Genomic DNA, 12,500 nt, shown 5'->3' with positions numbered 1-12,500 from the left:
TAATATACTGATATTAAACGCCTTATCACCACCACCCCGCATCCGACAATGATGTGCCGAACCCGACAGCCATTGTCAGGCTGTCGCAAACGAAACAAGCCACCGCCCCTGTCCCCGTCCTCTTCCGCCGCCGTTTCCCGGCGGAAAGGCAGGCTGGCCCCCGATTTCCCGGATATGGCCCCACCGGAACGGAAATTGCTTTGGGTGCCGTGATGCCCGCCGACGGGCAGCCCAGCATCGGAAGGGACGCGCCATGCAGATCGGTGTCGAAACCGCCAAAGCCGTGGACCAACGGCGGGTCTTCGTCGTGGACCAGGATGAGATCACGCGCGCGGCGTTGCAGTTCATGCTGCACGATGAGATCGAGACACATGAACTGGCGACGCCGGAGGAGGCCTACGCCAAGGGGGTGGATTGGCTACGGCCGGACGTCGTGCTGCTCGGCGCCTCTTTCCTGGCGGAGCGGGGCGCGGGGCTGGTGGGCGAGATGCTGGGCGCCTTTCCCGGGGTGCGGCTGTTGATCGTCTGCGCCAAGGCGGAAGAGGCGCTGGCGCTTGAGGGGCTGAAGGCAGGCGCCCACGCCGCACTGGTCAAGCCGCTGACGCTGGCCGACGTGCGCCGCAAGGTGGACACGCTGCTGGGCCGCGACGGCGCCGCCCCGCTGGTGCGACTGGCATGAGCACGGTCGTCTTCTATGAGAAACCGGGCTGCAAAACCAACGCCCGCCAGCGCCAGGCGCTGGAGGCGGCGGGGCATACCGTTGTGGTGCGCGACCTGCTGACCGAACCGTGGACGGCGGAGCGCCTGCGCGCGTTCTTCGGCCCATCGCCGGTCCAGTCCTGGTTCAACCCGGCCGCCCCGGCCATCAAGGCCGGCGCCATCGTCCCGGCCGACCTGGACGGCGACGCGGCCCTGCGCCGCATGCTGGCCGACCCGCTGCTGATCCGCCGGCCATTGGCGGAGGTGGAGGGCCAGCGCCTCGCCGGGTTCGAGGCGCTGCGGGACCGGCTGGGCCTGCCGGCGGACCGGGACAGCGCGCCCACCGGCTGTTCCCACCCTCACAGTCCCTGCCCCACCCCCGGCAGCGCCAACCCCGGCAGTACCAACCCTTAAAGCGCCACCCCTGGAAGCACTGGAACGCCGTCATGACCGATCGCCCGCCCTACGCCATCATCCTGGGCACCAACGAGATCGCCTCCGCCGTGGCGATCCGGCTGCATCACCAGGGCTACGGCGTCGTTATGTCGCACGACCCCCTTCCCCCGTCATCCGCCGCAAGATGGCGTTCCACGACGCGCTGTTCGATGACCCGGTGACCCTGGCCGGCATCGCCGCCGAACGGGCGGATAGCGGCATGGCGGCGGCGGCGGCGCTGGCGCGCCGCCAAGGGTTGGTCATCACCGACCTGGGCCTGCTGGACCTGATCGTCATCCGCGCGCTGGACCTGCTGATCGACGCCCGGCTGCAAAAATACAGCGTCACGCCCGACCTGCGCCGCCTGGCCCGAACCACCATCGGCCTGGGCCCCGGCTTCACCGCCGGGGAGAATTGCGACTTCGCCATTGAAACCAAGCCCGGCCTGCAAGGCGCCCTGGTTCGCGAGGGCACGACGGAAGCCGCCGACGGCATCGCCCGGCCCCTGGGCAACCGGGGGGCGGAACGCTTCGTCTATTCCGCCTTCGCCGGACGCTGGCACACGGCGATGGAGATTGGTTCACGCGTCTTCAAGGACTATGTCATCGGCCATCTGGGCGACCACGCGGTCCAGGCGCCTTTCGACGGCGTGCTGCGCGGGGTGGTGAGGGACGGGACGGAGGTGCCCGCTGGCGTCAAATTGCTGGAGGTGGACCCCCGTGTCCGGGGGGCCGTGTGGGCCGGCATTGACGACCGGGCCCAAACCATCGCCCGGGCGGTGGGCGCGGCATTGGCCCCACGGCATGCCCGCCAGCCCGTCCACCTGACACCCGTCCGCTGAAAAAGCCCCGCTGTCCGCGACCCTGGCGTGAGTCCTGGGGAGGCCCCCTGGAGGCGGAAGATTGCCAGGGTATACCCCCTCTGTACATGCCGGTGGTGGCCTTATTCTTCTTTTGATAGTCATTACATTAATAATAACGCAATCATCAGGGACGGTACTGGATCCGCTGTTGGCAGGAGCCCGGCAAACTCCGGGGAAATCTGAGGGAATGCCTACAGTCCTTTGATAATCATTGATATTTCCGAAATCTGCCTAATGGGGCCGGCGATAGGGCCTCCTGGTACATCTGCATTATATAATTAAATTACATCAATCGGACTGATTAACGCCGTCAACACTTCTCACTTGTTGCGGCTATGAAATTTTCTGAATAATCCGGGTAATCCGAACCGCCCCCACCAAGCCGGTCGGTCACATAAAACAATCACACATCACCAATAATAAGAACGGTAAGGCCGCTATCGATTTCGCGGATACCGTCTGGTGCGCAATCAAAGGGAATAAATCAGCGCTGTCTTTCAGCGCTCGCCTCATCTTTTCCTTTTTTCGGGGTTGGACATGAATACAAACATCTCTTCCAACGCTCAAAGCACGTCACCGGACGGCATCATCCATAGCAGAGACAATAATTCGAAAATTTTAAAAGAAATCTATGACAGTTTAAAAATAGATCAGCCGACCTATATTCCCATTGACGTCACCCCCGTTGGCGTCACCGTCGAGCCCATGGCGTTCGCCATGGCCCCAGACGGGGTTGTGGCCCCCGGCGATATCAGCAAGGCTGAAGCAACGGCCCCCGGCGAAGGGGTCAAGATACCGCTGACCACCGCCCAGCGCGGCCTGTGGTTCGGTGAGAAAATGGGCCGCGCCGGCACGGTGTTCAACTTGGGCGAGGCCATTGAAATCCATGGCCCGATCGATCCCACGCTGTTCCTGAAGGCCCTGCGCCAACTGACCACCGAGGCTGAAACGATCCGCGTCAAGATCGTGGAGGACCAGGACGGCCCGGCCCAGGTCATCCGTCCCACCTTTGACGACGTCTTCCCCTACATCGACGTCAGCGACCAGCCCGACCCGCGCCAGGCGGCGGAACGCTGGATGATGGAGGAGCTGAACCGCCCCGTCGATTTCGACCGCGACCCGCTCTGGGTCTGCGCGCTTTTCAAGGCCGCCGACGACCGCTTCTTCTGGTACCATCGTGCCCACCATATCATGCTGGACGGGTTCACCGGCGGCATGGTCGCGCGCCGTGTGGCCGAACTCTACAGCGCCTACGTGGAAGGTCGCGAGCCGGAACCCCACGGCTTCCTGCCCCTGGCCGGGCTGGTGGACCATGAGGCGGCCTATCGCGCCTCTGACCGCCTGGAAAAGGATCGCGCCTTCTGGACGGAACGGCTGGCCAACCTGCCCGACGCCGTTTCATTGGCCAAGCGCCGGGTGCAGGGCCCCAACGGGCTGTTCCGCCAGACGGCGCACCTGTCCCCGTTGACCAGCACGCGCCTGCACGAGATCGCCAAGGGCGCGTCGGCCAGCCTTCCCCAAATCCTGATCTCCCTGGCCGCCGCGTTCTATTACCGCTCCACCGGGGCGGCGGACCTTGTGTTCGGGCTGCCGGTGACCGCCCGGCCCAACGGGCAGTTGCGGCGCACGCCGGGCATGGTCGCCAATGCCGTGACCATCCGCCTGGCCATGTCCCCGGACCTGACGCTGGAAGAATTGGTGCAGCAGGTATCCGGCGTGATGCGCCAGACCCTGCGGCATCAGCAGTACCGATATGAGGATCTGCGGCGGGACATGGGGCTGGTGGGCCATAACCAGCAGATCGCGTGGATGAGCGTGAACATCGAGCCGTTCGACTACGATCTGCGCTTCGGCGGCCATCCCGCGACCACGCACAACCTGTCCAATGGGTCGGTCGAGGACCTGACCATCTTCATCTATGACCGCGACGATGGCCGCGGCCTGCGCGTGGATTTCGACGCCAACCCCGCCTTGTACACCCGGGATGACTTGGTACGGCATCAGGCCCGCTTCCTGCGCCTGGTGGATGCCATCATGGAGGATCCCACCCTGCGCATCGGCCGCATCGACCTGCTGTCGGCGGACGAGCGGCGGCAGGTTCTGGTCGATTGGAACGCGACGGCCCAGCCCGCCCCGGCCCCCCTGCTGGCGCAATGGTTCGAGGCCCAGGCCGCCGCGACGCCTGAGGCGCCGGCCATCGGCTTCGCGAACGAGGTCGTTTCCTACCGCGTTCTGAACGCCGCCGCCAACGCCTGGGCGCGGGCCTTGCTGCAGCTTGGCATCGGCCCCGGCCAACTGGTGGCGGTGGCGACCCAGCGCAGCCCCCTGTTGCCGGTGGCCCTGCTGGCCGTGCTGAAAACGGGCGCCGCGTATGTGCCGATCGATCCGGACATGCCGGCCGCCCGCCTGGCCCTGGTGTTCGAAGATGCCCGGCCCGCCGCCCTGCTGACCACGCCGGACGTCGCCGCCGGCCTGCCGGACAGCGCCATTCCCCGCCTTATGGTGGACCTGCCGCCCGATGGCGTGGATCTGGACTGGCTCACGTCCCTGAACCCGACGGACCAGGAACGGCGGCGGCCGTCGCGGGCCTATGACCCCGCCTACGTCATCTTCACGTCCGGCTCCACCGGCCGTCCCAAGGGCGTCGCGGTGTCCCAGCGGAATATCGTGAACTTCCTGGGCGCCATGAAGGCGATGTTCCCCTTGACTCCGCGGGATCGCCTGATGGCGGTCACCACGGTGTCCTTCGACATCGCCGCCCTTGAACTGTTCCTGCCGCTGCTGGTCGGCGGGCGCATCGACATCGCCCCCCGCGCGGTGGTGCGGGACGCCCCCGCCCTGGCCCAGGCCATGCGCGTGGCCGGCACCACCATCATGCAGGCCACGCCGTCCCTGTGGCAGAGCCTGGTGGAACAGGCGTCGGACATCTTCCCCGGGCTGCGCGTGCTGGTGGGCGGGGAGGCCCTGCCCCCTTCCCTGGCGCAGGCCATGATGGATCGCGGGGCCGTCGTCACCAACCTGTACGGCCCCACCGAAACCACGGTGTGGTCCACCGCGCGAACGCTAAACCGGGCGGACCTGGATGCGCCCCCCATCGGCGGCCCGATCTGGAACACCCAGATGTATGTCCTGGATCCGGCCCTGCAACCGGTGCCCGTCGGGGTGGCGGGTGACCTTTACATCGCCGGCGACGGTGTCGCCATCGGCTATCTGAACCGGCCCGGCCTGACGGCCGACCGCTTCGTCGCCAACCCATTCGGCCCGCCGGGAAGCTGCTTCTACCGCACGGGCGACCTGGCCCGTTGGCGTGATGACGGCATGCTGGAGTACCTGGGCCGGACCGACCACCAGATCAAGATACGCGGCTTCCGCATCGAACTGGGGGAGGTCGAGGCCGCCCTGACCGCCTGCCCCGGCGTGGCGCGGGCCGTGGTCACGGCCTGGGACGACCCCGCGTCGGGCGCGAAGCGGCTGGTGGGGTACGTCGTCCCGGCGGCGGAGGTTGCCCTGGATACCGCCGTCCTGCGGCGCGATCTGGCCGGCCGCCTGCCCGATTACATGATCCCGGCGGTCTTCGTGACGCTGGACGACCTGCCCCTGACGGCGAACGGCAAGGTGGACCGCCGCGCGCTGCCGGCCCCCGAGCGCACGGCCGTTTCCAGCTATGCCGAGCCCCGAACGCCCACCGAACAGGCCCTGACCATTCTTTGGGCCAAGGAACTGGGCGTGCAGCGGGTGGGCATCCACGACAATTTCTTCGACCTGGGCGGGGACTCCCTGATGGCCACCCGCCTGCTGACCCGCATACAGAACATCTTCCCCGGCAAGATATCGCTGGGCACCCTGTTCGAGGGGGCGACCATCGCCGAACTGGCGGCCCAGCTGGAACACAGCTCCAGCAGCGATCCGCTGGGCGTCCTGCTGCCCTTGCGCACACAGGGCCAGGGCGCGCCGCTGTTCTGCATCCACCCCGTGGTCGGCCTGGGCTGGGCCTACGGCGGATTGCTGCGCCACATAGGCCCCGAGCATCCCGTCTACGCCCTGCAAGCCCGGGGATTGGCGGACGATACCGCCTTGCCCCGGTCGGTGGAGGAGATGGCGGACGAATACCTGACGCATATTAGGCGGGTGCAGCCGCAGGGCCCCTATCATCTGCTGGGCTGGTCCTTCGGCGGCCTGGTGGCGGTAGCGATCGCCCACAAGCTGCAACGGGAAGGGGAGAAGGTCGACCTGCTGTCGCTGCTCGACGCCTATCCCTTCGTGCAGAACCAGGCCGGCCAGGAGCCGTCCGAAGCGGAACTGGCCGCCGCGGCGCTGGGCTTCCTGGGATACAACCCCACGGACGTGGCCGGTGCGGGCGGTGAGCGCCCCCTGGACATGGCCGCCGTCGCTGATTTCCTTTGTCGTGAATACGACGTGCTGTCCATGCCGCTGGTCCAGCAGATGCAGCAGGAAAACAGGGACATCGTCTCGTCCGTCCTGAGGGTCATCCAGAACAACCTGACGATCGCGCGGAAGTTCAAGCCCCAGCCGTTGAACACCGGCCTGCTGTTCTTCCGCGCCACTCACCTGACCGGCCCGTCGCTGAAGGGCCTGCTGATGCATGAGACCGAGGCGTGGGCCCCCCACGTGCGCGGCCCCATCCACGAGCACCGCCTGGCCTGCCACCACCAGGCCATGATGGACCCGGTGCCGCTGGAGGAAATCGGCCGCATCGTGGCCCGTGAGTTGGCCGGCGGCCGGAAAGGCCCCTCAACCCCCGGCCCGTCCGCTTCCCGCACGGCGCAGCAGGAATTAGAGGCCGTCCCGTGCGAGTGACCATCTTCACCGTCGGCACCCAGGGCGACATCCGTCCCTTCATCGCCCTGGGTCGCGGCCTGGCGGCGGCGGGCCATGCCGTCCGCATCGCCACCGGCCAGTCGTTCCAGCCCATGATCACCGGGGCGGGGCTGGACTTCGCCCCCCTGGCCGCTGATTTCCGCCACCTGATGAGCAGCGAACCGGACACGATGAACCGGGCGCTGAACCCCCTGGTGGTGGCGCGGACCGCCCGCCGCCGGTTCAGGGAGGCGGCGGAGCCCTGGGTGGAGGCTGGGTTGGCCGCCGCCCAGGACAGCGACCTGATCATCGCCAGCGGCATCGTCACACGCCTGGCCACCGCTGTGGCGGAGGCGACGGGCATCGCGTGCGTGCAGGCGCAGTTGTTGCCCATGACACCGGCGCCCGACCTGCCGCCCATGATGCTGACGCCCCCCGCCGGCCCCTGCCCGGCATCATCAACCTGGCGCTTTATCATGTGCTGCGCTTCGCGACATGGCAGGTGATGGCGCCGGCCATCAACGACGTCATCCGCAAGCGCCTCGGGCTGCGCGCCCTTCCCTGGTATGGGCCTTACTTCGACGACGCCGCCAACAACCGCATCCTGTACGGCTTCAGCGCCCATGTGGTGCCCAAGCCCAAGTCCTGGAGCGAGGGCGAGGTGGTGACCGGCTATTGGCACCATGACGAGGCCGACACCTGGACCCCGCCCCAGGACCTGGAGCGCTTCCTGGCGGACGGCCCCCGGCCGATCTATATCGGCTTCGGCAGCATGTTGAGCCATGACGCGGAAACCTTCACGCGCACCGTCATGCGCGCCCTGGCGCTCAGCGGTCAGCGGGCCGTCGTGGCCCGGGGCTGGGGTGGCCTGGCGCCGCCGCCCGAGCTTGACGACCGCGTCATGGTCATCGACCACGCGCCGCACGATTGGCTTTTCCCGCGCGTGGCCCTGGCCGTGCACCACGGCGGCGCCGGCACCACGGCAGCGGCCCTGCGCGCCGGCATTCCCTCGGTCGTCGTTCCCTTTTTTGGTGACCAACCCTTCTGGGGATGGCGCCTGAACCAGCTGGGGGTGGCGCCACCGGCCCTGCCCCGCGGCCGCCTGACCGCTGAAGCCTTGAGCGCCGCCATCGCCGCCGCCGGGGGCGACACCATGCGGCAGCGGGCCGAGGCCCTGGGCCGGCAATTGCGCGCCGAGGACGGCGTGGGACGGGCGATCGAAACCCTGAACCGCTGGGGATTGTTGTCGGACCGCTGGCCGGGCAGCCAGAAGGGCGACATACAGAAAGGGGGCAGGCCGCTGCCGCCGCGCCGGCTCGTCGACGCCGCGGGGACCGCGGCCCTGGTGTTGACGCTGTCGCTGCCCGGGATCGCCCTGCCGCCCTCATCCGCCGCAGCGCAGGCGGCGGAGGCCCCCGCTGAGCCCGCCGTCCCCGTCGTCGTCGCCCCCGTCCGCGCCGAGGACGTGCCCCTGTATCTGGGCGGCATCGGGTCGGTGCAGGCCTACAACACCGTCGCCATCCGCAGCCGTATCGACGGACAGCTTATGGAACTGCGCTTCCGGGAGGGCCAGGAGGTGGCGAAGGGCGCGGTGCTGGCGATCCTGGATCGCCGCCCATTGGAAGCCAACCTGAAGCAGGCCGTGGCCACCCTGGCCAAGGACCAGTCGCAACTGCAGAACGCGCAGGCGGATTTGGTGCGGTACCAGGGCATGAAGGAATACGCCAGCCGCAAGACCCTCGACACCCAGCAGGCGGAGGTGGCGCAGTACCAGGCGCAGGTGACCGCCGACGAGGCGCAGGTCGACTATGCCCGGGCGCAGCTGGACTACGCCACCATCACATCGCCCATCGCCGGGCGCACCGGCATACGCCAGATCGACGCCGGGAACATCGTCCATGCCGGAGATGCGGCCCCCATCGTCACGATCACGCAGCTTCACCCCATCTCGGTCATCTTCACCGTGAACGCCGATGATCTGCCGGCGTTCAATCTTGGCGCCGCTGGGCCGGCAACCGCCCTGCCGGTCCAGGCCTATGCCAAGGACAACAAGACCTTGTTGGCGGACGGCAAGCTGGAGCTGGTGGACAACCAGATCGACCAAAGCACCGGCACCGTGAAGCTGAAGGCCAGCTTCCCCAATGAAGACAACAGGTTGTGGCCTGGGCAGTTCGTCAACGCCCACGTCCGCGTTTCGGTCCGGCGCGGCGGCCTGACGGTGCCGGTCACCGCCATCCAGCAGGGGCCCGCCGGCGCCTATGTCTGGGTGGTGTCGGCCGAGGGCCGGGCCGCCATGGCGCCGGTCACCGTGGCGCGAACGGACGAGGGGCGCGTCCTGATCGACAAGGGCTTGAGCGCCGGCCAGATGGTTGTCACCGACGGGCAGTACAACCTGAAACCCGGAACCCGGGTGGCACCGCAGCCGCCCCGGTCGGCCGACGGCCGGGCTGGAGCGGGGGCCGGGCCTGCATGAACGTCTCGGGCCCCTTCATCCGGCGACCGGTCGCGACCACCCTGCTGGTGGTGGGGGTTCTGCTGCTGGGGTGCCTGGGCTATCGCCTGCTGCCGGTGGCGGCGCTGCCGTCGGTGGACCTGCCCACCATCCAGGTTTCGGCCCAGTTGCCCGGGGCGGGTCCGGACGTCATGGCCTCATCGGTGACGACACCGCTGGAGCGCCCGCTGGGTGCCATTTCCGGCCTCACGGGCATGAATTCGATCAGCGCCTATGGCACCAGCCTGATCACCCTGCAGTTCAATCCCGGCCGCGACATCGACGCCGCCGCCCAGGACGTGCAGGCCGCGCTCAACGGCGCCGCGGGCCTGCTGCCCCTCTCGTTGATGCCCAGCCGCCCCAGCTACAGCAAGGTCAACCCGGCCGACACGCCAATTCTGATCCTGGCGCTGACCTCCGACACCCTGCCCCTGAACACGGTGGGCGACTATGCCGACACGGTGCTGTCGCAGAAGCTGTCGCAGATCAAGGGCGTGGGCCTGGTGACCCTGGAAGGGGGCCAGAAACGGGCGGTGCGGCTGCAGGTGAACCCGACGGCGCTGAGCGGCCTGGGCCTGTCGCTGGCGGATGTCCGAACCGCCATCGCGGCGACGACCGCCGACCTGCCTAAGGGCAGTTTGGACGGCGCCCGCCAATCGTACCAGATCGACGCCGACGACCAGTTGTTCGACGCCGCCGCCTATCAGGACACCATCATCGCCTACAGCGACGGGGCGCCCGTTCGCCTGCGCGATGTGGCACGGGCCGTCGACGGGGTGGAAAACGACACGCTGGCCGGCTGGTACAACGGCAAGCCGGCCATCATCCTGGACATCCGCCGCCAGCCGGGCGCCAACATCATCGAGACGGTGGCGGCCATCCGCAAACAGATGCCCCAGTTGCAAGCCGCCCTGCCGCCATCCATCGGCATCGCCGTCGTGGCCGACCGCACGGAAACGATCCGCGCCTCGATCGCGGAGGTGCAGACGACCCTGGTGATCACCATCGCCCTGGTGGTGATGGTGATCTTCATCTTCCTGCGCAAATTCTGGGCGACGGTCATCCCCAGCGTCACCCTGCCCGTCTCGCTGATCGCCACCTTCGGCGTCATGGCCATCGCGGGTTTCAGCATCGACAACCTGTCCCTGATGGCCCTGACCATCGCGTCCGGCTTCGTCGTGGACGACGCCATCGTCATGATCGAGAACATCGTGCGGCATATGGAGGCGGGGCATCCGCCACTGCACGCGGCGCTCAAGGGTGCCCGCCAGATCGGCTTCACCATCGTTTCCCTGACCGTGTCGCTGGTGGCCGTGTTCATTCCCCTGCTGTTGATGGGTGGCATCATCGGCCGGCTGTTCCGCGAGTTCGCGGTGACGCTGAGCGCCGCCATCATCATCTCGGCCCTGGTGTCGCTGACCCTGACACCCATGATGTGCGCCCGGCTGCTGAAACAGGCGCCGTCCGACGGCCGCCCTGCCGAACCCTCTGCTGCCGAGACCCCTGCGACAGAGACCCGTCCCAACGCCCTGTTCCGATGGAGCGAAAGCGTCTTCACCCGCGCGGTCGGGGGCTATGAACGGGGGCTGCTGTGGGTGTTCCGGCACCGGCGGCTGACCCTGGCGGCGACCTTGGCGATGCTGGCCGGGGCCGGCCTGCTTTACGGCGTGGTGCCCAAGGGTTTCCTGCCGCAACAGGACACGGGCCTGATCATCGGCGTGCTGGACGCGGCACCCGGCATGTCCTTTTCCGCCCTGTCCGACCGGCAGCGGCAGATCGCGGACATCCTGGGGCGCGACCCGGCGGTGGCGACCGTGGCCGCCGTGACGGGCGGTGGCTCGCTGAACACCAGCGGCAATGCCGGCCGCCTGTTCATCGGCCTGAAGCCACGGGGCGAGCGGCCGGCGGCGGATGCGGTGGCCCGGCGCCTGGCGGCGGCGACGGCTGGCGTCAGCAATGTGCGGCTGCATCTGCAACCGGCCCAGGATATCCAGGTGGACACCCGTGCGGCGCGGGCGGGCCACGTCCTGACCCTGCACGCCGCCGACCGGTCGGATCTGGCGACCTGGGCGCCCCGGCTATTCCAGGCCATGGAACGCCGGCCGGAACTGGCGGACGTGGCCGGCGAACCCCTGGGCGGCGCCCCGCAGGCCCGGCTGCGCATCAACCGCGACGCCGCCGCCCGCGCCGGCGTCAGCCTGCAGGCCATTGACGACGCGCTGTACGACGCCTTCGGCCAGCGGCAGGTCGCCACCGTCTATGGTCAGCAAAACCAATATCATGTGATCCTGGAGGTTGATCCCCGCTTCCGCGACGGGCCCGCCACCTTCCAGCTTCTGCGCCTCCGGTCGGCGTCGGGGGACATGGTGCCGCTGTCGGCCCTGGCCACGGTGGAGATGGGGGACGCCCCGCCGGCCTTGATCCACGAGGGCCTGTTTCCGGCGACCACCATCGCCTTCAACATCGGTGACGGATACGCCCTGGATCAGGCGCTGAAAGCGTTGGACCAGGCGATCGGCGCCGTTGGGCTGCCCCCCGGCATCACCACCAGCCTGTCCGGCGTGGCTGGGGAGTTCCGCGGCTCGCTGGGCAGCCAGGCCGGCCTGGTCCTGGCGGCGCTGGTCACCGTCTACATCGTGCTGGGCGTCCTGTACGAAAGCTACATCCACCCGGTGACCATCCTGTCCACCCTGCCCTCGGCCGGCGTGGGCGCCCTGCTGGCGCTGATGCTGACCGGCCATGACCTGAATCTGATCTCGCTCATCGGCATCGTGCTCTTGATCGGCATCGTCAAGAAGAACGCGATCATGATGATCGACTTCGCGCTGGAGGCGCAGCGCGGCGGGCTGTCCGCCCAGGCGGCCATCCATCAGGCCTGCCTTCAACGCTTCCGCCCCATCATGATGACGACCCTGGCGGCCCTGCTGAGCGCCCTGCCCCTGGCATTGGCCAGCGGGACGGGGGCGGAGCTGCGCCAGCCGCTGGGCATCGCCATCGTCGGCGGATTGGTGGTTTCCCAGGTTCTCACCCTCTACTCCACCCCGGTGGTGTACCTGGCCTTTGAACGGGTCAGGGTGTCCTTCGGGCGACGGCGGGGCGACAGGGACGGGACGGATGCGGTGACCACCGCATCCCTACCCGCGCCTCCCTTGCCCGCGCGCGCCATACCCACGCGTCAAGTGGCGGAGTAGCGGG

8 protein-coding genes are annotated in these 12,500 nt (G+C 68.1%); all 8 read left to right on the top strand.

The genetic code is table 11. The features are described 5' to 3' along the window. The first annotated feature begins 253 nt into the window (after positions 1-253). The 8 genes from ULB03_RS22530 to ULB03_RS22495 all read left to right on the top strand — a co-directional run bounded on the left by ULB03_RS22530 (position 254) and on the right by ULB03_RS22495 (position 12,496). On the top strand, positions 254-679 hold the full coding sequence (locus ULB03_RS22530) for a response regulator (protein ID WP_322485343.1): 426 nt from the start codon (positions 254-256) through the stop codon (positions 677-679). Then, positions 676-1,113: a thioredoxin domain-containing protein gene (locus ULB03_RS22525; protein ID WP_322485342.1), complete on the top strand. Its 438-nt coding sequence runs from the start codon at positions 676-678 to the stop codon at positions 1,111-1,113. Before ULB03_RS22530 ends, ULB03_RS22525 begins: the two co-directional genes overlap by 4 nt. A gap of 32 nt (positions 1,114-1,145) precedes the next feature. Continuing rightward, positions 1,146-1,316 (top strand): hypothetical protein, encoded by a 171-nt coding sequence (locus ULB03_RS22520; protein WP_322485341.1) that lies wholly within the window; start codon positions 1,146-1,148, stop codon positions 1,314-1,316. Beyond that, positions 1,280-1,975, top strand: a complete 696-nt coding sequence (locus ULB03_RS22515) for a hypothetical protein (RefSeq protein WP_322485340.1) — start codon at positions 1,280-1,282, stop codon at positions 1,973-1,975. The genes ULB03_RS22520 and ULB03_RS22515 overlap by 37 nt, the downstream gene beginning before the upstream one ends. Before the next feature lie 738 nt (positions 1,976-2,713). Beyond that, positions 2,714-6,814 carry an amino acid adenylation domain-containing protein gene (locus tag ULB03_RS22510; protein ID WP_322485339.1) on the top strand — a complete coding sequence of 1,367 codons (4,101 nt, stop codon included), beginning with the start codon at positions 2,714-2,716 and terminating at the stop codon, positions 6,812-6,814. Continuing rightward, a complete protein-coding gene (locus ULB03_RS22505; RefSeq protein WP_322485338.1) occupies positions 6,805-7,320 on the top strand; it encodes a glycosyltransferase in 516 nt (171 codons plus the stop codon). The genes ULB03_RS22510 and ULB03_RS22505 overlap by 10 nt, the downstream gene beginning before the upstream one ends. After that, positions 7,293-9,287 (top strand): efflux RND transporter periplasmic adaptor subunit, encoded by a 1,995-nt coding sequence (locus ULB03_RS22500; RefSeq protein WP_322485337.1) that lies wholly within the window; start codon positions 7,293-7,295, stop codon positions 9,285-9,287. The genes ULB03_RS22505 and ULB03_RS22500 overlap by 28 nt, the downstream gene beginning before the upstream one ends. Beyond that, positions 9,284-12,496, top strand: a complete 3,213-nt coding sequence (locus tag ULB03_RS22495) for an efflux RND transporter permease subunit (protein WP_322485336.1) — start codon at positions 9,284-9,286, stop codon at positions 12,494-12,496. Before ULB03_RS22500 ends, ULB03_RS22495 begins: the two co-directional genes overlap by 4 nt. The last annotated feature ends 4 nt before the right edge of the window (positions 12,497-12,500 follow it).

The organism is Nitrospirillum goiasense (assembly GCF_034427435.1).
Lineage (GTDB): Bacteria > Pseudomonadota > Alphaproteobacteria > Azospirillales > Azospirillaceae > Nitrospirillum.
The sequence above is the reverse complement of the archived record's forward strand: the minus strand, read 5'-3'. Positions and strand labels throughout refer to the sequence as shown.

Bases quoted from the DNA above. Each gene is read 5' to 3' on its own strand.
- ULB03_RS22530 (WP_322485343.1), top strand. From the start codon at position 254: ATGCAGATCGGTGTCGAAACCGCCAAAGCCGTGGACCAACGGCGGGTC.
- ULB03_RS22525 (WP_322485342.1), top strand. From the start codon at position 676: ATGAGCACGGTCGTCTTCTATGAGAAACCGGGCTGCAAAACCAACGCC.
- ULB03_RS22520 (WP_322485341.1), top strand. From the start codon at position 1,146: ATGACCGATCGCCCGCCCTACGCCATCATCCTGGGCACCAACGAGATC.
- ULB03_RS22515 (WP_322485340.1), top strand. From the start codon at position 1,280: ATGGCGTTCCACGACGCGCTGTTCGATGACCCGGTGACCCTGGCCGGC.
- ULB03_RS22510 (WP_322485339.1), top strand. From the start codon at position 2,714: ATGGCCCCAGACGGGGTTGTGGCCCCCGGCGATATCAGCAAGGCTGAA.
- ULB03_RS22495 (WP_322485336.1), top strand. From the start codon at position 9,284: ATGAACGTCTCGGGCCCCTTCATCCGGCGACCGGTCGCGACCACCCTG.